The sequence below is a fragment of the Streptomyces sp. NBC_00358 genome, assembly GCF_036099295.1.
In the GTDB taxonomy this organism is placed as follows: domain Bacteria; phylum Actinomycetota; class Actinomycetes; order Streptomycetales; family Streptomycetaceae; genus Streptomyces.
Map to the genome: position 1 here is coordinate 6,394,656 of NZ_CP107976.1, position 24,143 is coordinate 6,418,798.

Here is a 24,143-nt window from a genome sequence, read left to right on the forward strand (position 1 = left end):
CGGCGGGGCCCGGCTGACTTACGAACCGACCTTGCGCTTGTTCCACACGTCGAACCCGACCGCGGCCAGGAGCACCAGGCCCTTGATGACCTGCTGCCAGTCGCTGCCGATGCCGACGAGGTTCATACCGTTGTTCAGCACGCCCAGGACGAGACCACCGATGATCGCGCCGAGGACCGTGCCCACGCCGCCACTCATCGACGCACCGCCGATGAACGAGGCCGCGATGGCTTCGAGTTCGAAGTTCAGACCGGCCTTCGGGGAGGCCGCGTTGAAGCGGGCCGCGAAGACCAGGCCCGCGAGTGCGGCGAGCATGCCCATGTTGAGGAAGACCAAGAAGGTGACCTTCTTGTCCTTCACACCCGACAGCTTGGCCGCCGGAAGGTTGCCGCCGATCGCGTAGATGTGCCGGCCGATGACCGCGTTGCGCATCAGGTAGCCGAAGCCGGCGACCAGGACGCCCAGGATCAGCAGGACCACCGGAGCACCCTTGTAGCTGGCGAGCAGCATGGTGACGGTGAGCACCGCGGCGATCAGCGCGACGAGCTTGAGAAGGAAGAGGTTCTTCGGCAGGACGTCGAGCGAGAACTCCTGCTGCCGCTTGCGGTCGCGGACCTCCTGGATCACCACGAACGCGATCAGGCCGATGCCGAGCAGCAGCGTGAGGTTGTGGTAGTTCGTGGTGGGTCCGACCTCGGGCAGGAAGCTGTTGGCGACCTTCTGCAGACCCTCGGGGAACGGGCCGATCGTCTGGCCCTTGAGGAAGATCTCGGTCAGACCGCGGAAGGTCAGCATGCCCGCCAGGGTCACGATGAACGACGGTATGCCGCCGTACGCGATGAGGAAGCCCTGTGCGGCGCCCGCCGCGGCGCCCATGGCCAGACACAGCACCACGGCTATCGGCCAGGGGATGTTGTGGTCGACCATCAGCACGGCGCCCACCGCGCCGACGAAGGCCGTCAGCGAGCCGACCGACAGGTCGATGTGGCCCGCGATGATGACCAGCATCATGCCGATCGCGAGGATCAGGATGTAGCTGTTCTGCAGCACCAGGTTGGAGACGTTGCGCGGCAGCAGCAGGTCTCCGCCGGTCCACACGGCGAACAGCACCACGATCAGACCGAGGGCGAACAGCATGCCGTACTGCCGCATGTTGCGGCGCATGCCGTGCAGCATCAGCTGGAGCAGGTTCTCTCCGGCGTCCGAGCCGCTCTTGCCGGCCGGCGCCGGGGCCGGCGTCTTGGCGGTCACATCCGTGCTCATCGGGTTACCTCTTTGTCCTTCGTCATCTGGCGCATCAGCGTTTCCTGCGAGGCCTCCGCCCGCGAGAACTCACCCGTCAGCCGCCCCGCGGCCATCGTGTAGATGCGGTCGCACATTCCGAGCAGCTCCGGCAGCTCGGAGGAGATGAAGACGACCGCCTTGCCCTCGGCCGCCAGCTTGTCGATGACCGTGTAGATCTCGAACTTGGCACCCACGTCGATCCCGCGGGTCGGCTCGTCGAGGATCAGCACCTCGGGACCCGCGAAGATCCATTTGCTGAGGACGACCTTCTGCTGGTTGCCGCCGGACAGCTTGCCCACCGGCTCGAAGACGGTCGGCGCCTTGATGTTCATCGAGGTGCGGAAGCCCTCGGAGACCTGCCGCTCCGCGTGCTCGTCGACCATCCCGCGCTTGGCGACCTTGCCCAGGGCGCTCAGCGTGATGTTGCGGTTGATGGTGTCGATGAGGTTGAGCCCGTAGTGCTTGCGGTCCTCGGTGACGTACGCGATGCCGTGCCCGACCGCTTCGGACACGGTCTTCGTACGGATCTCCGCGCCGTCCCTGACCACCGTGCCGCCCGCGTACCGGCCGTAGGAGCGCCCGAAGACGCTCATCGCCAGTTCGGTGCGGCCGGCGCCCATGAGTCCCGCGATGCCGACGATCTCGCCGCGCCGCACGGAGATCGACACGTCGTCGACCACCTTGCGCTGCTGGTCGATCGGGTGGAACACGGTCCAGTCGCGGATCTCCAGCGCGGGCGCCGCACCCGCCTCCGGCTCGTGCGGCGTCCGCTCCGGGAAGCGGTGTTCGAGGTCGCGGCCGACCATGCCGCTGATGATCCGGTCCTCGGTGGTCTCCGCGGCCTTCACGTCGAGCGTCTCGATCGTCCGCCCGTCGCGCAGGATGGTCACCGAGTCCGCGACCCGCTCGATCTCGTTCAGCTTGTGCGAGATGATGATCGCGGTGATGCCCTGGGTCTTCAACTCCAGGATGAGATCCAGGAGTTTGCCGCTGTCCTCGTCGTTCAGGGCGGCCGTCGGCTCATCCAGGATGAGCAGCTTCACCTTCTTCGACAGCGCCTTCGCGATCTCGACGAGCTGCTGCTTTCCCACGCCGATGTCGGCGACGCGGGTCTGCGGGTTCTCGTCGAGGCCGACCCGCCGCAGCAGCTCGGAAGCGTGCCGCAGCGTCTCGGTCCAGCTGATGAGCCCGCGCGTGGCGTGCTCGTTGCCGAGGAAGATGTTCTCCGCGATGGAGAGATAGGGCACCAGGGCCAGTTCCTGATGGATGATCACGATGCCGTGCTGCTCACTGGCCCTGATGTCCTTGAAGGAGCAGACCTCCCCCTCGAAGAGGATGTCCCCTTCGTAACTGCCGCTCGGGTGGACGCCGGAGAGGACCTTCATCAAGGTCGACTTGCCGGCGCCGTTCTCACCGCAGATGGCGTGGACCTCGCCCTGTTGGACGGTCAGGTTGACGTCCGACAGCGCCTTGACGCCGGGAAAGGTCTTGACGATCGAGCGCATTTCCAGGACGGGTCCCGCCATGGTCGTGCCTTCCAATCACTAGGGGGTGGCGGTTACTTGAGGTCGCTGTCCTTGTAGTAGCCCGTGCCCACGAGCTCCTTCTCGTAGTTGGTCTTGTCGACGCCGACCGGCTGGAGCAGGTAGGCGGGGACGACCTTGGTGCCGTTGTTGTACGTCGTGGTGTCGTTGAGCTCGGGCTTCTTGCCCTTGAGCGCGGCGTCGACCATGCCCGAGGCCACCGTCGCGAGCTTGCGGGTGTCCTTGTAGACGGTCATCGTCTGCTCGCCCGCGATGATCGACTTCACGGAGGCCAGCTCGGCGTCCTGGCCGGTGACGATCGGCAGCGGCTTGCCCTTGGAGCCGTAGTCGTCCGACTTCAGCGAGGAGAGGATGCCGATGGAGATGCCGTCGTAGGGCGAGAGCACGGCGTCGACCCGGGCGCTCTTGTACGAGGAGGTCAGGATGTCGTCCATGCGCTTCTGGGCGGTGCCGCCGTCCCAGCGCAGGGTGGTGACCTGGTTCAGCGCGGTCTGGCCGGACTTGACCACGAGCTGCTTCTTGTCGATGTACGGCTGCAGGACCTTCATCGCGCCGCCGAAGAAGTACTTCGTGTTGTTGTCGTCGTTCGAGCCGGCGAAGAGCTCGATGTTGAACGGGCCCTTCTTCGAGCCGTCCGCGAGACCGAGCTTCTGCAGGATGTAGTTGCCCTGGAGCTCGCCGACCTTCGAGTTGTCGAAGGAGGCGTAGTAGTCGACGTTCTTGGTGCCGAGGATCAGGCGGTCGTAGGAGATGACCGGGATCTTCGCGTCGGCGGCCTGCTGGAGCACGTTGTTCATCGACTTGTTGTCGATGGCCGCGATGATCAGGGCCTTCACACCCTGCGTGATCATGTTCTCGATCTGCGAGACCTGCTGGTCCGGGTCGTCCTCACCGAACGCGAGCTTGGTCTTGTACCCCTTGGCCTCGAGGTCCTTGACCACGTTGTTGCCGTCGCCGATCCAGCGCTCGGAGGACTTCGTCGGCATCGAGATGCCGATCGTGGCGCCCTTCGTGTCTCCGGACTTGTCCTTGCTGCCGCCGTCGCTGTTCTGGCCGCAGGCGGTCAGGGCGAGGGCGAGGGAGGCGGCCCCGGCTATGGCGGTGAGGGCGGCTCTGCGGTTACGCATGATCATCATCCTTGATGTCTTGGACCGGGCTCGGTCTCGCGGAACTCGGATGCTCCGGGAGCTTTGAGACTGGAAGGCCGAGAGGGTGTGTTGGATTGTGCGCGACTGTGTCGGCTTGTGTGAAGGGGGTTTGTGCGAACGTTATGAGGGAGTGTCGAACCGCGTGAGCGTGCCGGGCAGCCGGGTGCCGAGCGGCGCCATGTCGTCGCCCGCTCCGTGCCGCGCGAGCAGGTCAAGGGCGAGACGGCCGCGCCGCACCCGCTCCCGGGCCGTGCTCAGGGTCAGGTCCCGCAGATGGTGTCCGTACGGGTAGATCCCGGGGGACTTGGACAGCCCGAACTTCAGATACAGCGGTGCGCCGCGGCGGATCAGCTCGGCGACCTCGTACATCCGTATGTACCCGCCGAGATCGTCGGGGGCCTCGATGTACATGTCCATGGGGGCGGCGGAGACCCGCCGGATCTGCGTGAGGTGATCGAGCGTCAGGTCGCTCGGCACGTTCAGCGAGTCGGCGCCGAGGTGCTCGTACACGGCGTACGCGGCCGGGTTGACCGGACCGATCAGCGCCGAGACCTTCAAGGTGGTGTCGGCCGGGATGAGCCCGGCGACCCGTGCCCGGTGCAGTGTCCACAGCACGCCCTCGTCGGCGACGAGCAGGCATTTGACGCCCAGTTCCGTCGCCCGGACGGCGTCCTCGACGCAGCCGGCCACGGCGTCGTGGCCACGGGCGCGCAGTCCGCCGCCGCGCGAGTCGGAACGGACCGAGGCGCCGATGTCCCAGATGCCGCGCGGGCCGGTGAACAGACACAGTTCGATGTCGCGTTCACCGGTGGCCTCGACCATCTCGGTGATCTCGGCGTCGGTCAGCATCCAGACGCCGCTGCCCTGGCTGATCCGGTGGATCGGCACATCGAGCCGGGAGGACTCCTTGAGGACCACGGCGAGCGCCTCCGGCCCCTCGACGGAGGGAACCTCGGTGCGCCAGCGGCCGCCTCCGGGGAAGGTGTGCGGCGAGGCGTCGGCGGGGGAGAGGGCGGGCGCGCCCAGGCCGAGCGCGGCGAGCGCGCTCTCACCGGGTCGACGGGCTGCCGTAGGGGAGGCGTCGGTCACGAGCTGTCCTTCATGTTCGGTATTTCGGGCGGGGTTCGCGGCTAAGGGTGTGCGGGGGCCTGGTGTACGCCGGTACGGAGCCGTCAGGAGTCTCCGTACCGGCGTACGGCTCGGGTGGTCACGGCTTCAGCAGGACCTTGCCGACCTTGGGATCACCGGACCCCACCAGCTCGATGGCCTCCGGGAACGCGGCGAGCGGCAGCTCGTGCGTCACCAGCGGCGACGGGTTCAGCAGACCGGCGCCGAACACCCGCACCGTGTGCGCCCAGGCCTCCGGCGGTGCCCCGAACACGGTGTGCACCTCCAGTTGCCGTACGACGAGATCGGTCGGGTCGAGCCCTTCGGCACCCGGCGCGGGGATCCCCGTGAGGACCAGGCGTCCGCCGCGCCGCAGCAGGGAGGCGGCGGTGCGCGCGGCGGACGCGGACCCGGCGGTCTCGATCACGACGTCGAAGTCGTCCGGGAGTTCCTGGTCCCTGGTACGGAAGTCGGTGGCGCCGAAGTCCTTCGACAGCGCCGCCCGGTCCGGGCGGGTGCCCACCACGAGCAGCTCGGCCGGAGATCCCGCCTTCAGGAACTGCACGGCGAACATCCCGAGCGTTCCGGTGCCCACCACGGCGACGCGCTCACCGGGACGGGCGTTCGCCTTGAGCGCGGCGGCCGCGATGCAGGCGGCCGGCTCCAGCAGGGCGGCGGCGGTCAGATCGGCGTCGTCGGGCAGGACGTGGAGCAGCCGGGCCGGCAGCGTCAGCGTGCCCGCCATCGCGCCGGGCTGGGTGAACCCGGTCTCCTCGTACCCGGCCGTGCACAACGTTGTCTCGCCCGCGTGGCAACGGTCGCAGACCTGGCAGTTGCGGAAGCCCTCACCGACGACCTTGCGGCCGACGAGTGCCGCGGGGACACCGGCGCCGACCTCCTCGACGGTCCCGGACCACTCGTGACCCGGGGTCAGGGGGTAGCGGACGTATCCCTCGGGCCGGTTGCCCTGGTAGACCTCGCGGTCGCTGCCGCAGATGCCGACCGCGTGCACCCGTACGAGCGCCTCGCCCGCCGACGGCCGGACCGGCTCGTGCGGGGCCATCCGGTGCTCGCCGGGACCCTCGACGACGACCGCGGTGCTCACTTCGCCCCCTTGGGCTTGCGCTGCTCCCAGCCGTCGGCCCACAGGTCGAACCGGGCCTGCTGCTGAGGGAACTCGGCCGCCGCGTCGACGTCCAGCTCGACGCCCAGACCGGGTTCGTGGGACAGCTCGAAGTAGCCGTCGACGACCTGCGGGGCGCCCTTGACGACCTTCTTGATCTCCGCGTCGGCGAAGTCGTTGAAGTGTTCGAGGATCTTGAAGTTCGGCGAGGTGAAGCCGACCTGGAGGGAGGCGGCGGTCAGCACCGGGCCGCCGACGTTGTGCGGCGCGACCAGGACGTAGTGCGCCTCGGCGGTGGCGGCGAGCTTGCGGGTCTCCCAGATGCCGCCGATGTGGCCGACGTCGGGCTGGATGATGTCCACGGCCTGGCTCTCGAAGAGCTCGCGGAACTCGACGCGGTCGTGGATGCGTTCACCCGTGGCGAGGGGGATGTCGACCTTGGCGGCCACCTTCTCCAGCGCCTTGAGGTTCTCCGGCGGCACCGGCTCCTCCAGCCACGCGGGCTTGAAGGGCGCGAGTTCGTGGGCCAGCCGCACGGCCGTGGACGGCGAGAAGCGGCCGTGCATCTCCAGCATCAGCTCGGTCTCGGGCCCGATCGCGTCGCGCACCGCCTCGATGAGCGACACCGAGTACAGCGTCGCCGCGTGGTCGAGCTCGAAGTGGCCGGTACCGAAGGGGTCGATCTTCAGGGCCTTGTAGCCCCGCGCGACGACCTCCTGAGCGGCCTTGTGGTAGGCCTCCGGGGTCCGTTCGGTGGTGTACCAGCCGTTGGCGTACGCCTTGACCCTGTCGGTGACCTTGCCGCCGAGGAGCTGCCAGACCGGTACTCCGAGCGCCTTGCCCTTGATGTCCCAGCAGGCCATCTCGATGACCGCGATGCCGGACATCACGATCTCGCCGGCGCGTCCGTAGTCGCCGTACTTCATCCGGCGGACCAGGTCTTCGACGGCGAACGGATCGGAACCGAGAATATGGTTGGCCTGCGCCTCGTGCAGGTAGCCGAGCAGCGCGTCGGTGTGGCCCAGCATGCGGGTCTCGCCGACTCCGGTGATGCCCTCGTCGGTGTGCACCTGGACGTACGTCAGGTTCCGCCAGGGTGTCCCGACCACGTGTGTGCTGATTCCCGTGATGCGCACGGCAGATGCCCCCTGTGCTTGAGCGTTGTTCGAAATTTCGTCACACGTTCGAAATGCTGGCGTGACAGTAAGGACGCGGCCCGGGGAGTGTCAATGGGTCGCGCACATAACGGTTTCGCCGCGATGGGCGCAGGATGGCGGGGAACGTTCGGTGGTGTCGGGGTCTGACGGACCGGAATACTTGATTCCGCACAGAACCTTCACAACTGCGCCTATGAACGTTACCGGCGGTGACCCTAGTCTTCCCGCGTCATGGACTATTGCCACGTGTGCCGAAGGCACCTCAACGGCGCCCTCGCCTGTCCCGGGTGCGGTACCCCGGTCGACGAACTCGGCGCGGATTCCGAGGAGGCCGACGCGCGCCCGGAATCGGGTGCCGACGCCGACGCGTACTACGGCGAGGACACCGACGGGCGCTCGTCGCGGGCCGTACGGCGGCGCGGCGGCGCGGGGGGCCCGGACGGCCCGCCGGTCCGGGGCGCCCAGACCGGCACCAGCCGGCGCGACCGCAAGGCCGCCGCGCACCGCCGTCGGCGCCGTCGCACCCTCTTCGTCGCGGTGGGCTTCGTCCTGGCGGCCGCCGGTCTGAGTCTCGCCGAACTCGGCGTCGACGCGCCCGGGCTGGGTCCGAGTCCCGCCGCGGCCGGAGGGGAGTCGGCCGACGGCTCGGCCTCGTCGGCGGCGAGCGCGCGTCCGAAGAACTCTCCGTCGAGCAGCGCCGCCGCGGCCACCCGCAAGCCCGGTTCCTCGGCCTCGCCGTCCGGTTCCGCCTCCGCGTCCCCTTCCGCGTCGCCCACGTCCACGAGCGGCGGGACCGCGGGGGGCGGGTCGTCCGCCGGGACCCGTCCGGTCCGGTCCGCCTCGGCCCCGGCGACCGGCACTTCGACCCCGCGGACCTCGGCACCCGCCACCGCGGCGCCCACGACCTCGGCCCCCGCGCCGAACCCCTCGCCCTCGAACACGTGCAACCGCGTCCTGTGGTGGTGCACGTAGCGCCTGCCGGCGCGTGACCGGGCCCGCGACGACCGCGACACGCCGGTCCCAACACCCGCCGCGGAGTGGCCCCTCAGTGGGGCATCTGGGGCGATTCCGTCCGCCCGGCCCCTGAGGGACCCGGCGAGTTCCAGCGGGTCCCGGCCGGCCCCGGGGCGCCGCGTCCGTACCGTGGCCCCTGACGGCTGACGGCTGACGGCTGACGTGGCGCGGAGTGTTCCGGGTCCGCCGGTGCCGTGCGTGGGCGGACCGGAACGCCGTCGTGGCTGCGGCGCCCGAGTCCCCCGCTCGCCACCGGCGCCGGAGTCCTCGGCCTCTGTCGGCGGTGGAGTCCTCAGCCGCTGTCGGCGGTGGACTCGCCCAGCATGCGGCGGAGCAGGTCGCGCAGCGTCAGCCGTTCCTCGTCCGAGAGCTCCGCCAGGGGTTCGCGGGCGAAGTCCAGTGAGTCGCGCAGCCCGCCGGCGATCCTGCGTCCCTCGTCCGTCGCCGCGGCCAGCTTCACCCGGCGGTCCCCCGGGTCGGGGCGCCGTTCCACCAGCCCCCGCGTCTCCAGCCGGTCCACGATCCCCGTGACGTTCGACGGCTCGCACTTCAGCTTCTGCGCCAGGCGCCGCATCGGCAGCGGCTCCAGCGAGAGCAGGCTCAGCAGCCGCGCCTGCGCGCCGGTGAGGGCGTGCTCGGCCGCCGCGTCCTCGTACTCCTCGTGGTAGCGGGCCACGACCGTGCCGATCAGCTCGACGACCTCCATCGTCAGCGGGTCGATCCGTGGTCTCTTGTGGGTGGCCATGCCTCCGAGCCTACCGCGTTACTTGACATCATGAAATATTCAGGCGCATGGTTGTTTCAGGTACTGAAGTATTAGAACCGTCCGCCGGTCACCGTGAAAGGCGCCATCTCATGTCCGAGACCCCCCAGCTCCCCTCCGTCGGCCGCGCATGGCACCTGGTCGGCCGTCCCGTCGGCTGGCCCGAGCCCGCGGACTTCGCCCTGGTCGAGGAAGAGGTCCGGCAGCCGGGTCCGGGCGAGGTCCTGGTACGCAACGTCCACGTCTCCGTCGACCCGTACATGCGGGGCCGGATGAGCGCCGCCAAGTCCTACGTCGCCCCCTTCGAGCTCGGGAAGACCATGCAGGGCGGCGCGGTCGGCGAGGTGATCGCCTCGAACGCCGAGGGCATCGCCGTCGGCGACCACGTCCTGCACTTCCTCGGCTGGCGCGAGTACGCCGTCGTGGACGCCAAGCAGGCCGTCAAGGTGGACCCGGAGGCCGCGCCCCTGTCGACGTACCTCGGCGTCCTCGGCATGACCGGCCTCACCGCCTACGCCGGACTGCTGCGCACCGCCTCCTTCAAGGAGGGCGACTCGGTCTTCGTGTCCGGCGCCGCCGGTGCCGTCGGCAGCCAGGTGGGCCAGATCGCCCGGCTCAAGGGCGCCTCGCGCGTCATCGGCTCCGCCGGGTCCGACGAGAAGGTCAAGCTGCTGGTCGAGGAGTACGGCTTCGACGCGGCCTTCAACTACAAGAGCGGCCCGGTCTCCCAGCAACTGCGCGAGGCCGCGCCCGACGGCGTCGACGTCTACTTCGACAACGTGGGCGGTGACCACCTGGAGGCCGCCATCGGCTCGCTGAACCGGGACGGGCGTATCGCGGTCTGCGGCATGATCTCCGTCTACAACAGCACCGAGCCCGCCCCCGGCCCGAGGAACCTGGCCCGGCTGATCCAGACCCGCGGCCGTATCCAGGGTTTCCTCGTCGGCGACCACTACGACCTCCAGCCGGAGTTCGTCCAGGAGGTCGGCGGCTGGATCCGCTCCGGCGAGCTGAAGTACGCCGAGACGGTCGTCGAGGGCATCGAGAACAACCTGGAGGCCTTCCTCGGCGTCCTGCGCGGCGACAACGTCGGAAAGATGATCGTCACGTACTGACCCGCGGCCGTGTCCGCCGGACGACTGTCCGACGGCTCTCACCGCACTCCGCGCAGGCCGCGCCCCACATCCTGGGGCGCGGCCTGCGCATCGCCATCGGCCCTACGGGGTCCGCGAAACCGCCAGCAGCGCCCTCGCCACCTGAGGAAACTCCCCCTTGGGGTGATCGCGGAAGAGCGGTTCGGTGCCGAACAGCACGGTGTGCGGCCCCGACACCACCGAGGCCCGGCCGCCGGCCTCCCCGGGCCCTCCCGAGCCGTCGTCCAGCGGGCGCCAGTGCCCCGACAGCAGCGGATCACCGGTCGCGTACGACTGGTCGACGCGGACCCCGGGTCCCAGGTCGGTGAACCAGAGCGGCGCGTAGACGAAACTGTGGCCGGGGGCGCCCGCCGTCACCCAGCCGCCGCCGGATTCGACGGAGCCGCCCGCTCTCGCGGAGCCGTCCGAATTCACCACTCCCACCACGCCGTTGGCGTCCGGGTTGCCCTCCACCGGGGTCACCGCGAGCAGTTTGGCGGCCGTGCCGAGCGCCGCGCCCACGGCGCCGCGTCCCACGAAGCCGTGGCTGCCCAGGAACCTGTCGAGCGCCGCCCGCGCGGCCGGTGCGAGGGCCGCGCGGTCCAGTCCCGAGGACACGAACAGCACATCCGCCGCCGACCGGTCGAAGCCCGCGTCGAGGGTGGCCGTCGACACCGGGATCACGTCGAAGTTCATCTCACGGAGCGCGAAGAGCTCCCCGGGGGTGACGGCGGCGGCGACGCGGACCCGCCGCAGAACGGCGCCCCCTGACGCCGTCGCCCGGTCGAACGCGACGTCGTACACCCGGGCCGCCTCGACGGCCCGCGCGCGGGCCGACGCCGGCGCGATCACCCCGCCGTCACCGTCCCGCCGTACCCGGACCCCCTGCTTCAGAAGGGAGTTGAGAGCGGCGACCTCCTGCGGTGTGTCCAGCCGGAGCCGCAGATCACCGTCCGGGGCGACCCGCCCGATGCGCGACGCGGCGCCGATCGCGCGCAGCGGGAGGCCCGACAGGGAGCCGCTCTCCACCCGCTCGACGGTCGCACCCCACAACAGGCCGAGACTCCAGGCCGAGATGTCGTACATCGCCGACACCTTGTCGCTGATGTCCCGCCCGTCCGCGAGCATGACATTGGCCAGGCCGCGCTTGGGCTGCCGCAGGTCGACGACGTACGAGCCCTTGGCGTACGCGCGTCCCGCGAGCCGGAAACCGCGCGTCGCGCGGCTCACGCGCACGTCGTCGGCGATCAGGTGGTCCACCAGACGCGCGGCGGCGGTACCCGAACGCTGGGCGGCGCCCGCCGGAAGGACGTACGCGCGCGGGAAGTCGGTCGTGTAGACGTCCTCGGGGCCGATGCCCGGGACGCCGGGGACGGTCGCGGCGGAGACCGGTACCTGCGGGGCGCCCGCCGCGCCGCGCCGGAAGACCTCGATCTGGTCGGCGATCAGCGAGGTCCGGCGGGTGCGGGCGAAGTCGAGCGTGGCGCGCAGGGCGGCGACCGCGACCGCGACGTCGATCGCCGAACGACGCCTCAGCTCGGCCACCGGCAGGGTGTCGTACTCCGCGCCGTTCACCTTCAGGGGGATCTCCACCGTGTGCGCGGCGACCGCGCCGTGGAAGGCCGCGTACTGCGGGGTGAACATCGGCGGCCAGTCGTCCCAGCCCTCGCGCCGGTCGCGGAACGGGATCTGGGCGGGCTCCACACCGTCGGCCGCCGGGGTGTACCCGAGGCCGTCGACGGCGGCCTCCATGCCGAGGGCGTTGGCGTAGGTGTTCTTGAGGAAGAGGTCGTACTCGTAGTTCTCGCCGTGCGGCGGGGTCGTCGGCTCGATGAGCGTGCCGTTGACGTAGCCGTGCAGATCGAGCATGACGGCCGGCTGCTTGTCGATCATGATCTGGCGCAGCGCGCGCGTCTCGGGCTGCGAGGCGGTGATGAGGTCCCGGTTCAGGTCGAAGCCGTTCGCGTTGGCGCGGGTCCCCGCGATCCGGCCGTCCGGGTTCGCGGTGATGTCGAAGTAGAGCCTGCTGTGGGCGAGCAGGTCCTCGGTCTTCGCGTCCGTGGCCGTCGCGAGGCGCGCGATGAGCGAGAGGGCGGCGTCCGTCCCCTCCCGTTCGTCGCCGTGGATGTTGCTGTCGAGGAACACCGGTGTCTTGTAGTCGCGCTTGACCGCCGGGTCCTCGGCGGCGGCACCGGGCGCGTTCTCGATGAGTTCGCGCATCCGCTCCTGGGCGCGGGCCGTGGCGGCGGACTCCGGGGCGGTGACGGTGACGAGGAACAGCCGGTGCCCGCCGGCGGACCGCCCCGCGACCTCGACACTCACCCGGTCGCCCAGGCGCTGCAAGGCGTTCAGCCTCGGGGCGATGGCGTGGTACGGGACGAGGCCGAGCTTGATGGACCTGTCGGCGGGGTTCTCCGGGTCGGGGGTGAGGACCTGCTCGCGGGGGTAACCGCGGGTGCTCGCCGGGAGGCCGGTGACGGGCGCGGTGAGCGCGGCACGGGCGGCGCTCGCGGGCGCCAGGGCCGCGCTCGCGGGCGACCCCGCCGCGCCTTCCCCGCCGTCGGAGCCCTCGCGGAGCGGGCCCCGGTCCGCGTGCCCGGCCGCGTCCCCGGCCGGGCCCGGCACCGGGGGACTGCGGTCCGCGCCGACGCCGGCCGGGGCGATCACCAGTGAGCCGGCCAGAACGGCGGCGACGGCCGCCGCGGCCGTGACGGCCCGGGACGGTGCGGGTCTTCTCGGCAGAGTGCGGCGAGGCTTCGGCGAGCGCATGCGGCGTACCTCCGGGCAGGGGTTCTCGACGGACGCGCGAGCGGCTTCCCCGGGGCGTTCCCGGAGCGGGTCCGGGAACGGACCCGCTCCGGATCGGACCGGCTCGGGCGGTACGGCGCGGTGTGTCCTTGCGACTCTCGCGCAACAGCGGTGTCCTCCCGTCACGACAGCCCTCAAGTGCGTCCTGACGGCCGCCTCCGATGCCCCGGACGGCGCATCACAAGGGGGTCGGAGCGGGCATGCTGAGGTCGGCACCCGGCCCGAATCCGCCGGACAGGTCCCGGCGGCGACGCGTGTGGCGAGGAGAGCCCATGTCCCCGATTCCGTCGCTCCCCAGCAGGGCGGACGTGCTGCGCCTGGTGCGCGGCACGACCGACATCACCGGCCAACTCCTCGACACGGCGGGGAACATCACCAGAATCGCCGTCAACACCCTCGACCCCCGGGACGGCTCCGGGACGGAGGCGTTGCGTGTGCTGCGCGAGACGACGGCAGAGCTGGCCGCGGCGAGCGCCTCCCCGCAGGCGCAGGAGGCGTTCTACCGGATCGTCGACACCCTGACCCGGCTCGGCACCAGCGGGGCGCCGCTCGCCCTCCACCCCGCGAGTGAACCCGCCCAGGCGCTGCTCGCCGCGCTCGGCGACAGCCTGCTCCCCGTCCTCGACGCCATGGAACCCGCCGTTCAGGAGGCCGTCGTCGTGCTCGGCGAACTCATCGAGGCCACCTCGCCGCTGCTGCCCGCGGCGGCCGGTGCCGCGGCGGGCTCCCTGCTGGCGATCACCCCGGTGATCCGGGCCGCGGCGGGCGTGCTGCGCGACTCCTCGCCCGAACTGCGGCGCGTGGCCGACGCGTTGACGGCCGCGCTGGCTCCGCTGCTGCCGCTCCAGGTGGCCCTGGCCGAGCGGGTGGCCGCGGCGGGGGCCGGAGCCGTCCGGGCCGGACTTCCGCCGCTCGCCGATCTCACGGAGGCCGCGGCCGCGGCCGTGACGGCGGCACGCCCGCTGCTCGTCGCGGGCGAGGAACTCCTCGTCTCCGGTCTCGAACAGCTCCAGCCCGTGATGACGGGCTCCGCCCGGCGGGCCGGCCGGGTCGCCCGCGCCGCGGCGGTCCGCGTCTCGGCCGCGATGGCGCCCGCCGCGGACCAGGGGGTGGTGGTCGCCGTGACGGTCGCGTAGGAGCCGTCCCGAGGCCGTCCCGAGGCCGTCCCGAGGGCCGTCCGCGACCCGCACGCGGTCCGTCACCCCGGGCGGCGGCGAAGCCGGTCCCGTCCTGCGGTGCCGAGAACGTGACCGTCACGCGCTGGGGTCCGTCCCGGCACCCCGATAAAGTTGCCCCATGCGCGATCTTGGGGTGGGTTTCGGCTATCTGCTGCGCGGCCAGCGGTGGGTGGTCCGGCACGGGAAGAGTTACGGGTTCGGGCTGCTGCCGGGAGTCGTCACGCTCGTGCTCTACGCGGCGGCGCTGGTCGCCCTCGGCGTGTACGGGGAGGGCTTCGTCACCTGGGCGACACCGTTCGCGGACGGCTGGACCAGTCCCTGGTCGGGCCTCTTCCGCGGCTTCCTCACCGCCGTGCTCTTCGCTCTCGCCCTCCTCCTCGCCGTCCTCACCTTCACCGCGGTCACCCTCCTCATAGGCCAGCCCTTCTACGAGAACCTCTCCGAGAAGGTCGACCGCGACGTCTCCCCGGACGGCACCGCCCCCGAGTCGGGGCTGCCGCTCTGGCGGGAACTGTGGATCTCCGCGCGCGACAGCCTGCGCATCCTCGTGCGGGCACTCGTCTGGGCCGTGCTGCTCTTCGCGCTCGGCTTCGTTCCGTTCGTCGGCCAGACCGTCGTCCCGGTGCTCGGCTTCTTCGTCACCGGCTTCTTCCTCACCGAGGAACTCGTCGCCGTCGCCCTTCAGCGCCGCGGCGTCGACCTCCGGGCGAGGCTCGCCCTGCTGCGCTCCCGCAAGACACTGGTCTGGGGCTTCGGCACCCCGCTGGGTCTCGCCTTCCTCGTCCCGTTCGTAGCGGTCTTCCTGATGCCGGGCGCCGTCGCGGGCGCCACCCTGATGGCCAGGGACCTGCTGGGCGAGGAGATCGAGGAGAACGGCGCGCGCGACGCCGACGGGCAGCCGGAAGGGGCCTCCGAGGAGCAGGGCGCCACCTCGTGACCGGCTCGGACGCACCCTCGTGACCGGTTCCGGGCCTCGCCCGCGTCGGACTCGGTGTCACCGCCGCGTTCGCTCCGGCCCGCCGGGGGCCGTGCCGGACGCGTCCAGCGCCACCACCAGGATCGCCCGCACCTGCGCGATGATGTCGAGCCGGTTGCGCACGAACTCGGGGTCCGTCACCGTCCCGGCCGACGGGTCCGTGTTGTCCGGGCCGAACTGCAGGACGGGCGTGTGGACATGGCCGCCGGGCAGGCTCGCGCCCAGACCGAGGCGGTCCCGCAGCAGCGTCGCCCGGTAGGCGATCTCGTTCGACAGGTAGTCCCCGCCGCCGCCCGCGCGGGCCTGTGACCCCGGGGTCGGTCCGTCGGGCCGCACGACCGCTTCGGCCGCCCCCGCCGGGATCTCCGTCACCGAGGTGTGGTCGTAGACCGGGAAGCGGCCGGTGTGCGCGGCGACGATCCGCGTGTACGGGAGGGTCGTCGTCGTCCACTGGGGCTGCGAGGCCGGGTCGGCCACCGGAACGGGGCCGGTCACCGAGACATTGTCGTTGTCCGGATAGCCGCCCCGCCAGGCCCCGTTGGTCCGCTCCACGTCGAACCGGCCGACGCGGCCCTGGCTGACCGTCGCGAACAGGTCCACCCGCGGGAGGTACGGCCGCAGGGTCCGCTCCACCGTCCCTTCCGCCGCCCCCTCCCCGGAGCCGGACACCGGGGAGGCGCCCCCGGTGAAGTCCTGCCAGCGGACCGGGAACACGACGGTCTCCACCCGTGCCGGACCGTCGGCGGTCCGGATCGTCGTGCCGTCCAGGGCGAGTGCGGTCGCCCCGGACGGGTTGGAGATCCGGATGTCGCTGTCGAGCGTGAACGGGTCGAACCCGGTGACCAGGACGCGCCTCACGCCTGCGCGGGCTCCCGTGCGCGGCGGGTAGCGCACCGCGTTCTGGCCCCGCGAGTTCCGCTCCAGGTCGTCCAGCAGACGCGCGCGTCGGCCTGCCGGCAGCCCGAACTCCGGCTCCCATGCGCGTATTTCGCGGGTCATGCCGAGCCGCGCCCAGTACAGCGGCCGGTCGTCGTCCCGGCTCAGGTCCCCGCCCGCCGGTCCCCGGCCCTGTGCCCGGTCGACCGCCCGGCGCCACAGCCGCGCACCCTGCCGCACCACGATCCGCTCGGCCTGCGCGTACGACCCGGCCCGGCGCAGCGCCCGGACGAACTCCGGTGCCACCGTGTCGAATCCGGAGCGCCGCAGGATCTCCTGGGGCACGGCCGCGTCGAGCCGCCGCTCCTCGACGGTGGGGGTCGTCCCGGCCGTGGTGGTCCCGGCCGCCGTCGCCGACGAGGCGGGCACCGCGGTGAGTCCCGCCAGCAGCGCCAGCCCGAGGATGCCGATGCGAACACGTAAATGGTTCAAGGGAGTTGTGACCTTTCGCCACCTGGGGGTGCTGCCGGACGGCGGCAGTATCCCGTGACGACGGGGGCGTCCACCATGGCGCGGGGCGGAAGTGGCCGAAGAGCACGGGTCGTTGTGCGGCGGCCCCGAGGACGTGTCAGTCCTCGCCCAGCAGCGTGAGGAAGTCACGGAACGCGGCGGGCATGTCCACCGACTCCGGGTCCAGCAGCCACTGGTACTGCAGTCCGTCCATCACGGCGACGAGCAGGGGCGCCGCCCGTTCCGGGGTGAGGCCGCTCGGCAGCCGCTCCCCGTACTCGGCGCGCAGCACCGAGGCCATGCTCGCGCGCACGTCGGTGTAGCGCCGGGTGAAGAACTCGCGCGCCGGGTGCCCCTCCGTGACGCTCTCGCCGAGCAGCGCCGAGAAGGTCTGGATGATCCCGGGCCGCATGGCGTTGTACTCGACCAGCGAGACAAGCAGATCGGCCCGCCAGGTGGTGTCCGGCAGGGCGTCCCACTGGTCCCGCTCCTTGAGCACGGCGACGAGCAGGGCCTCCTTCGTCGGGAAGTGGTGCAGCAGGCCCTGCTGGGTGAGGCCGACGCGCTCGGCGACCGAGGCGAGGCTCGCGCCCCGGTAACCGCGCTCGGCGATCACCTCCAGCGCCGCGCGCACGATCTCCGCGCGCCGCTCCTCACTCCGGGTGGTCCTGGCCGCCATGGCGTCACCGTACGGCATCCGATCACCCCAATCGTAACGGCCAGGTCTCGAAACCTACCGCTCTACAGGTGACGGATGCAGGATGGGGGAGACCGACGGCTTTCAACGAGGAGGTGCCGCCATGGCGGAGACTGCGGTGGAGACGGCGAAGGGCCACAGGACGGCGAAGGGCCGGAAGGACGCGGAGGCGGACGAGGCCCGCGAGGCCGTCGTCGAGGCGGCCCTCGCCCGGCTCGGCCTGGACGCGAAGGCCCGGCTGCTGTCCGGCCGGAACATGTGGACACTGCCCGCGCTCCCCGAGATCGGCCTGAAGTCCCTCGTGATGTCGGACGGTCCGATCGGCGTCCGCGGCGTCCACTGGACCGCCGACGACCCCTCCGTCGCACTCCCCTCGCCCACCGCGCTCGCCGCCACCTGGGACCCGGACCTGGCCCGCCGCGCCGGCACGCTCCTCGCGCAGGAGGCCCGCCGCAAGGGCGTCCACGTCCTGCTCGCCCCCACCGTCAACCTGCACCGCTCACCGCTCGGCGGCCGCCACTTCGAGGCCTACAGCGAAGACCCGCTGCTGACCGGCGCGATCGGCGGCGGCTACGTCCGGGGTGTGCAGTCCGGCGGCGTCGGCACGACCGTCAAGCACTTCGTCGCCAACGACGCCGAGACCGACCGCTTCACGGTCAACAACCTCGTCTCCGAACGCGCCCTGCGCGAGCTGTACCTGGCGCCCTTCGAGGCCATCGTCGAGAACGCCCACCCGTGGGGGATCATGACGGCCTACAACTCGGTCAACGGCACGACGATGAGCGAGCACCGGTACCTCGTGAACGACGTCCTGCGCGGTGAATGGGGCTTCGACGGCTTCAACGTCTCCGACTGGATGGCCGCCCGCTCCACCACCGCCGCGATCGAGGGCGGCCTCGACGTCGCCATGCCCGGTCCCGCGACCGTCTACGGTCCGCCGCTCGCCGCCGCCGTACGCGCCGGGGAGGTGGCCGAGGCCACCGTCGACGCGGCCGTCCGCAACGTGCTCCGCCTCGCCGCCCGCGTCGGCATCCTGGAGGGCGCCGAGCCCGTCGTGAGCGAGCCGCCCGAGGCCGTGGACGGGGAGGCGCTGGCCCGCGAGATCGCCCGCCGCGGCTTCGTCCTCGTCCGCAACGAGGGCGCTCTGCCGCTGGTGGAGGGCCACCGCGTGGCGCTGATCGGCGCCGCCGCCCGCGACGCCCGCGTCCTCGGCGGCGGCTCCGCCACCGTCTTCCCCGCCCGGATCGTCTCGCCCCTCGACGGCCTCACCGCCGCCCTTCCCGAGGGCGGCCTGACGTACGCCGTCGGCGCCGACCCGACCGTCGAACTCCCCATCGCCCACAAGGGGTTCGAGCTGCGCGCGGTCTGCCGCGACGCCGTGGGCGGGATCATCGCCACCGCCTCCGCCCCGAACGGCCAGATCCAGTGGATGGGCGACGACCTGCCCGAGAACGTCACACACGACAACCTCCACACCGTCGAACTCACCGGCACCTTCACCCCGCGCGACAGCGGCGCGCACACCTTCGGCATCAAGGGCCTCGGCGCGTTCACCCTCACCGTCGACGGCACGACGTACTTCGACGACGTCCAGGGCGCCGCCAAGGACGACCCCTTCGTGACGTTCTTCGGCGCCCCGGTCCCGCGCGGGCAGGCCGAACTCACCGCGGGCGAACCGGTCGAGGTCTCCCTCACCCATGTGGTCGCACTCCCCGCGGACCTCCCGATGAAGGTCGTCGGCTTCTCGCTCGCCCACCAGGAGCCCGTGCGCGACGCGGACGAGCTGATCGCCGAGGCCGTCGAGGCGGCCCGCGCCGCCGACACCGCCGTCGTCGTGGTCGCCACCACCGACCGCGTCGAGTCCGAGGGCTTCGACCGGGCCGACCTCAGGCTCCCCGGCCGCCAGGACGAGCTGGTGCACGCCGTCGCCGCCGCCAACCCGAACACCGTCGTGATCGTCAACTCCGGCTCCCCGGTGGAACTCCCCTGGCGCGACGAGGTCGCCGCCGTGCTCCTGAGCTGGTTCCCGGGCCAGGAGGGCGGCGCCGCCCTCGCCGACGTCCTCACCGGCGCCCACGAGCCGGGCGGCCGCCTCCCCACCACCTGGGGCTCCCTCGCCGACGCCCCGGTCACCCAGGTACGCCCGGCCGACGGCGAACTCCCGTACACCGAGGACGTCTTCATCGGCTACCGCGCCTGGGAGAAGGAGGGGAGGACCCCCTCGTACCCCTTCGGCCACGGCCTCGGCTACACCGAGTGGACGTACGAGTCCATCGAGGCCGAGGGCACGACCGTCACCGTCCGGGTCCGCAACTCCGGTGAGCGCGCCGGGCGCGAGGTCGTCCAGGTCTACCTCGCCCCGGTGGAACCGGGCACCGAGCGGCCGGCCCGGGTCCTCGCCGGTTTCGCGGTGGTCGAGGCCGCGCCCGGCGAGAGCGTCGAGGCCGTCGTGGAACTCCCGCGCCGCGCTTTCGAGATCTGGGACACCGCCACGAACATGTGGGCGTTTGTGAAGGGTTCGTACGAGATTCAGGCAGGCCGTTCCCTCGGGGACCGCCGTCTGAGCACGATGACCGAGGCGTAACCAGCGCGCGCCCCTTCGGCGAGCCCCGTTCCGGAACCTGACCTCCGGATCGGGGCTCGCGGTCTTCCTAGGACCGCACGGAGAACCCGTACACCGTCTGCGACCGGTACACGTCGCCCGGCCGCAGCACCGTGCTCGGGAAGTCCGGCCGGTTCGGGGAGTCGGGGAAGTGCTGGGTCTCCAGCGCGATGCCGTCGTTGGGTGCGAACGGCTCACCCAGATGGTCGGCGGTGTAGAACTGGAGACCGGGTTCCGTGGTCGCGACCGTCAGCACCCGCCCGGACGCCGGATCGTGCAGCTCGGCGACCTCCACGGGGGCGCCGGTGAGCCCCTTGTCGAGCACGTAGTTGTGGTCGTATCCCGCACCGGTCTTGCGGGGCTCCCGGAAGTCGAAGCGGCTGCCCTCGACCGGGTCGAGTTCCCCGGTCGGGATGAGGCCCGCGTCCACCCGCGTCAGCCGCGACGCGTCGAGCCGGAGTTCGTGCCCGAGCGCGCTGCCGGAGCCGCTCAGGTTCCAGTAGGTGTGGTTCGTCAGGTTCACCACGGTCGGCGCGTCGGTGACCGCCTCGTACGCGATCCGCAGCGCGCCCCGCTCGTCCAGCGTGTACGTCGCCGAGACCTCCAGACGACCCGGGAAGCCCTCCTCGCCGTCCGGGCTGACCCGGGAGAGCCGCACCCCGTGTTCGAGCGGCTCCGCGTCCCAGACGCGCTTGTCGAAGCCGCCGTCGCCGCCGTGGAGCGAGTTGGGCCCGTTGTTCGGGTCCAGGCCGTACGTCGCTCCGTCCAGCGCGAAGCGGGCGCCGCCGATCCGGTTCGCGTACCGGCCGACCAGCGCCCCCAGGTACGGCTCCGGGTGCGCCACGTAGCCCGCCAGATCGGGGAAGCCGAGCGTCACGTCCACGGTCCGCCCGTCGCGGTCCGGCACCTCCGCCGACTGCACGATCCCGCCGTACGTGAGCACACGCACCCGGACCCCGGCGCGCTCCAGCGTCCAGCGGTGGACCGGGGTGCCGTCGGAAAGTGTGCCGAAAAGTTCACTCATGAGGGAAACCCTAGGTCACGGGCTCGCGTGCTGTGACAGTCCGGTAGGCGATCTCCGCGAGTCGGGCCTGTCCGTCCCTGCTCGGGTGGAACCAGTCCCAGTGACTCAACTGGTCCGTGCCGAAGCGGTAGTCGAACACCGCGTCCCCGTCGAAGCGGCAGCGCCGGTCCTTGGCGCACACCTCCCGCAGCACCTGGTTGTACGCCTTCACCCGGTCCTGCACCTGCCCGCGCCGCAGGGTCGCCGCCGAGTCCAGCGCGTCCGCGTCGCCGAGCATCGAGGGGCAGATGCCCAGTTTCCAGACCTGCTTGCCCAGCGGATTGCCGCGCCCCTGGGACCACAGGCGCTTCAGATCCGGCACGCTCGACACATACACCTGGCTCTTGGGCAGCGCCCGGCGCAGGGTGCTCATCGCGTCCTGGAACTCGGTCCGGAAGTCGGCGACCGGCGTCATCGCCGAGGCGGAGGAGCGGCAGGCGTCGTTGGCGCCCGCCATCACCGTGACCAGCTCCGGCCCGCGGGTCACCGCCTGCGCCATCTGGCCCGGGAGATCGGCCATCCGCGCCCCGGTCACCGCGTAGTTCCAGCTCCGCTCGGCCGCCCCGGTCGCGCCGAGCAGCCGTACGGCGAGACTGTCCACCCGCGGATCGCTGCCGGTCGCCCACGACACCTCGGGGCAGTCGGACAGCACGCTGCACGCGTCGAACCCGCGCGTGATGGAGTCGCCGACCGCGGCCATGGAGTCCGGGCTGCGGTCCCAGAGGGGCGTGGGCTTCGGGGACGGCCGGGCTCCCGTCCCGCCGGTCGCGGAGGAGTTGCCACCGGTGGCGTCGCACGCGGCGACGCCCAGGAGCGCCGCCGCCGCGGCGGCGGCGAGGACGGCCCGCGAACGGTGGCTGCGATTCCGCATCCCCTGGTCTCCTCGTTCGTTGTACAGGGTTGGTCGGCACCCGTTCCGCGCGGTCGGTCGCACCACGTCGTACACGGTCGGCCGCCCCGCGTTCCCACGGGCGGCCGTCCTCACCCGGGAGACGACCCCGGACCCCCCGCCAGGGAAGTCCGGACACGTCCCGCCGGGTGAAACCTCGGAGTTCACGGCGCTTGGACCGACGGTACGTCACACTCCTCGCGCCGCCGCAGGGTAGCCTCGCCACGTGGCCGCCCTGCCACTGCCGTTCCGCTAAGTTACAAGATGTCTCGCTCTGTCCGGAGGCCCCAGTGACGACACGTGGAGTTCTCTACGTGCACTCCGCGCCCCGCGCGTTGTGCCCGCACGTCGAGTGGGCGGTCGCGGGGGTGCTCGGCACGCGCGTCAACCTCGACTGGATCCGGCAGCCGGCCGCGCCGGGCACCTGGAGATCCGAGTTCTCCTGGAAGGGCGAGGTCGGCACCGCCTCCAAGCTCGCCTCCGCGCTGCGCGGCTGGCACCTGCTGCGCTTCGAGGTCACCGCCGAACCCTGCCCCACCGCCGAGGGCGAGCGCTACAGCTGCACCCCCGAGCTCGGCATCTTCCACGCGGTCACCGGCATCCACGGCGACATCCTCATCCCCGAGGACCGGCTGCGCGCCGCGCTCCTGCGCTCCCAGCGCGGTGAGACCGACCTGGAGGCCGACCTCGCCAAGCTGCTCGGCAAGCCCTGGGACGACGAGCTGGAGCCCTTCCGCTACGCGGGCGAGGGCGCCCCGGTCCGCTGGCTGCACCAGGTGGTGTGACGGCCGTGGCGTGACGCCCCGTCAAGGGCGCCCGGCGGCGACCGAGGAACGAACGGCGTGTGGCCCGTACCCCTGGTTCAAGGGGTACGGGCCACACGCCGTTCAGAACAGGGCGACCGGCGTCAGACGCTGCGGAACGCCAGCACCACGTTGTGCCCACCGAAGCCGAACGAGTCGTTCAGCGCGGCGATGCGACCCTCGACGGGCAGCTTGCGCGCCTCGCCGCGGACGATGTCGGCGGCGGCCTCGGCCTCGGGGTCGAGGTTCTCCACGTTGATGGTCGGCGGCGCGATCCGGTGGTACAGGGCGAGCACGGTCGCGACCGACTCGACGCCACCGGCGCCACCGAGGAGGTGACCGGTCATCGACTTGGTCGCCGAGACGGCGAAGTGGTCGGCCTCGTCGCCGAACACCTTGCGCAGCGCCTTCAGCTCGGCCACGTCACCGGCCGGCGTCGAGGTGGCGTGCGCGTTCACGTGCACGATCTCGGCCGGGTCCAGGTCCGTGTTGTCGAGCAGGCTCTGGAGGGCGTGCGCGATGCCGCGGCCCTCCGGCTCCGGCTGCACGATGTCGTGGCTGTCGGCCGAGATGCCCTGGCCGACCGCCTCGGCGTACACCCGGGCGCCGCGCTTGGCGGCGTGCTCGGCGGACTCCAGGACGAGAACGCCGGCGCCCTCGCCGAGGACGAAGCCGTCACGGGCGACGTCGTAGGGGCGCGAGGCACCCTCGGGGTCGTCGTTGTTCTTGGACATCGCCATCATGTTGCCGAACGCGGCGATGGGAAGCGGGTGGATGGCCGCCTCGGTGCCACCGGCGACGACGACGTCGGCGCGGCCCGTGCGGATCATCTCGATGGCGTAGCCGATGGCCTCGGCGCCGGAGGCGCAGGCGGAGACCGGGGTGTGCACACCGGCGCGGGCGCCCACGGCGAGCCCCACGTTGGCGGACGGACCGTTCGGCATCAGCATCGGAACGGTGTGCGGGGAGACACGGCGTACGCCCTTCTCCTTCAGCACGTCGTACTGGTCGAGCAGGGTCGTCACGCCACCGATGCCGGAGGCGATGACCGTGCCCAGCCGGTCGGGGTCGACGCTCGGGTCATCGCCCGCCCTGTCGGTGAAACCGGCGTTCGCCCAGGCCTCCTTGGCCGCGATCAGCGCGAACTGCGCCGAGCGGTCCAGGCGGCGGGCCTGCGGGCGGGGAATGACCTCGCCCGGCTCCACGGCGATCTGCGCCGCGATACGGACGGCCTGGTCGGCGGCCCACTCCTGCTCCAGGGGGCGGACGCCGGAACGTCCGGCGATCAGGCCCTCCCAGGTAGAGGCTGCGTCGCCACCCAGCGGTGTGGTTGCGCCGATACCGGTGACGACCACGGTGCGATTGGTCGGGCTCACGGGAATTCTTTCTCCAACGGATACGAGGATTCAGCGGCGCCACCGCCGGGTGGCGGGGCATCAGCCCAGGGCGACCAGGGCGCTAGGCCCCG

General features: G+C 71.6%; 19 protein-coding genes. 6 read left to right on the forward strand and 13 right to left on the reverse strand.

Features of this window, described 5'->3' with window-relative positions; all coding sequences use genetic code 11:
* Positions 1-18 precede the first annotated feature (18 nt).
* The 6 genes from mmsB to OHT01_RS27210 all read right to left on the reverse strand — a co-directional run bounded on the left by mmsB (position 19) and on the right by OHT01_RS27210 (position 7,342).
* The gene (gene mmsB / locus OHT01_RS27185; RefSeq protein WP_328555733.1) at positions 19-1,263 is read right to left on the reverse strand and encodes a multiple monosaccharide ABC transporter permease; all 1,245 of its coding nucleotides are present in this window, start codon (positions 1,261-1,263) and stop codon (positions 19-21) included.
* The gene (mmsA, locus tag OHT01_RS27190) at positions 1,260-2,810 is read right to left on the reverse strand and encodes a multiple monosaccharide ABC transporter ATP-binding protein (protein ID WP_328555734.1); all 1,551 of its coding nucleotides are present in this window, start codon (positions 2,808-2,810) and stop codon (positions 1,260-1,262) included. The genes mmsB and mmsA overlap by 4 nt, the downstream gene beginning before the upstream one ends.
* A gap of 32 nt (positions 2,811-2,842) precedes the next feature.
* The gene (gene chvE, locus OHT01_RS27195) at positions 2,843-3,955 is read right to left on the reverse strand and encodes a multiple monosaccharide ABC transporter substrate-binding protein (protein WP_443043444.1); all 1,113 of its coding nucleotides are present in this window, start codon (positions 3,953-3,955) and stop codon (positions 2,843-2,845) included.
* A gap of 141 nt (positions 3,956-4,096) precedes the next feature.
* The gene (locus OHT01_RS27200; protein WP_328555735.1) at positions 4,097-5,065 is read right to left on the reverse strand and encodes a hypothetical protein; all 969 of its coding nucleotides are present in this window, start codon (positions 5,063-5,065) and stop codon (positions 4,097-4,099) included.
* Between the two features lie 118 nt (positions 5,066-5,183).
* On the reverse strand, positions 5,184-6,188 hold the full coding sequence (locus tag OHT01_RS27205; RefSeq protein ID WP_328555736.1) for a zinc-dependent alcohol dehydrogenase: 1,005 nt from the start codon (positions 6,186-6,188) through the stop codon (positions 5,184-5,186).
* Positions 6,185-7,342, reverse strand: a complete 1,158-nt coding sequence (locus OHT01_RS27210; RefSeq protein WP_328555737.1) for a mandelate racemase/muconate lactonizing enzyme family protein — start codon at positions 7,340-7,342, stop codon at positions 6,185-6,187. Before OHT01_RS27210 ends, OHT01_RS27205 begins: the two co-directional genes overlap by 4 nt.
* A 267-nt stretch (positions 7,343-7,609) precedes the next feature.
* Between OHT01_RS27210 and OHT01_RS27215 the strand changes: the two genes are divergently transcribed.
* A complete protein-coding gene (locus OHT01_RS27215) occupies positions 7,610-8,335 on the forward strand; it encodes an SCO2400 family protein (RefSeq protein ID WP_328555738.1) in 726 nt (241 codons plus the stop codon).
* Positions 8,336-8,669: 334 nt separating this feature from the next.
* Here OHT01_RS27215 and OHT01_RS27220 read toward each other — a convergent pair whose 3' ends face one another.
* Complete coding sequence (locus OHT01_RS27220; protein WP_328555739.1) at positions 8,670-9,122, reverse strand: MarR family winged helix-turn-helix transcriptional regulator; 453 nt, start codon at positions 9,120-9,122, stop codon at positions 8,670-8,672.
* Positions 9,123-9,232: 110 nt separating this feature from the next.
* Between OHT01_RS27220 and OHT01_RS27225 the strand changes: the two genes are divergently transcribed.
* Positions 9,233-10,255, forward strand: a complete 1,023-nt coding sequence (locus OHT01_RS27225) for an NADP-dependent oxidoreductase (protein ID WP_328555740.1) — start codon at positions 9,233-9,235, stop codon at positions 10,253-10,255.
* 102 nt (positions 10,256-10,357) lie between these two features.
* Here the strand turns inward: OHT01_RS27225 and OHT01_RS27230 are convergent, their stop codons facing one another.
* Positions 10,358-13,042 (reverse strand): M14 family zinc carboxypeptidase, encoded by a 2,685-nt coding sequence (locus OHT01_RS27230; protein ID WP_328555741.1) that lies wholly within the window; start codon positions 13,040-13,042, stop codon positions 10,358-10,360.
* Positions 13,043-13,353: 311 nt separating this feature from the next.
* On the opposite strand from OHT01_RS27230, the gene OHT01_RS27235 reads away from it, so the two are divergent.
* A complete protein-coding gene (locus OHT01_RS27235; protein ID WP_328555742.1) occupies positions 13,354-14,217 on the forward strand; it encodes a hypothetical protein in 864 nt (287 codons plus the stop codon).
* A gap of 160 nt (positions 14,218-14,377) precedes the next feature.
* Complete coding sequence (locus tag OHT01_RS27240) at positions 14,378-15,196, forward strand: EI24 domain-containing protein (RefSeq protein ID WP_328555743.1); 819 nt, start codon at positions 14,378-14,380, stop codon at positions 15,194-15,196.
* Between the two features lie 57 nt (positions 15,197-15,253).
* Here the strand turns inward: OHT01_RS27240 and OHT01_RS27245 are convergent, their stop codons facing one another.
* Both OHT01_RS27245 and OHT01_RS27250 read right to left on the reverse strand, forming a co-directional pair.
* A complete protein-coding gene (locus OHT01_RS27245) occupies positions 15,254-16,603 on the reverse strand; it encodes a pyroglutamyl peptidase (RefSeq protein WP_328555744.1) in 1,350 nt (449 codons plus the stop codon).
* A 136-nt stretch (positions 16,604-16,739) separates the two neighbouring features.
* A complete protein-coding gene (locus tag OHT01_RS27250) occupies positions 16,740-17,318 on the reverse strand; it encodes a TetR/AcrR family transcriptional regulator (protein WP_328555745.1) in 579 nt (192 codons plus the stop codon).
* A 103-nt stretch (positions 17,319-17,421) separates the two neighbouring features.
* On the opposite strand from OHT01_RS27250, the gene OHT01_RS27255 reads away from it, so the two are divergent.
* The gene (locus OHT01_RS27255) at positions 17,422-19,902 is read left to right on the forward strand and encodes a glycoside hydrolase family 3 protein (RefSeq protein ID WP_328555746.1); all 2,481 of its coding nucleotides are present in this window, start codon (positions 17,422-17,424) and stop codon (positions 19,900-19,902) included.
* A 67-nt stretch (positions 19,903-19,969) separates the two neighbouring features.
* Here OHT01_RS27255 and OHT01_RS27260 read toward each other — a convergent pair whose 3' ends face one another.
* Both OHT01_RS27260 and OHT01_RS27265 read right to left on the reverse strand, forming a co-directional pair.
* Positions 19,970-20,944, reverse strand: coding sequence for an aldose epimerase family protein (locus OHT01_RS27260; protein WP_328555747.1), 975 nt, complete (start codon positions 20,942-20,944; stop codon positions 19,970-19,972).
* A gap of 10 nt (positions 20,945-20,954) precedes the next feature.
* Positions 20,955-21,854, reverse strand: a complete 900-nt coding sequence (locus tag OHT01_RS27265; protein WP_328555748.1) for an SGNH/GDSL hydrolase family protein — start codon at positions 21,852-21,854, stop codon at positions 20,955-20,957.
* Between the two features lie 308 nt (positions 21,855-22,162).
* On the opposite strand from OHT01_RS27265, the gene OHT01_RS27270 reads away from it, so the two are divergent.
* Complete coding sequence (locus tag OHT01_RS27270) at positions 22,163-22,657, forward strand: DUF3145 domain-containing protein (RefSeq protein WP_328555749.1); 495 nt, start codon at positions 22,163-22,165, stop codon at positions 22,655-22,657.
* A gap of 122 nt (positions 22,658-22,779) precedes the next feature.
* On the opposite strand, the gene fabF is transcribed toward OHT01_RS27270, so the two are convergent.
* Positions 22,780-24,051 (reverse strand): beta-ketoacyl-ACP synthase II, encoded by a 1,272-nt coding sequence (gene fabF, locus OHT01_RS27275; RefSeq protein ID WP_328555750.1) that lies wholly within the window; start codon positions 24,049-24,051, stop codon positions 22,780-22,782.
* Between the last annotated feature and the right edge of the window lie 92 nt (positions 24,052-24,143).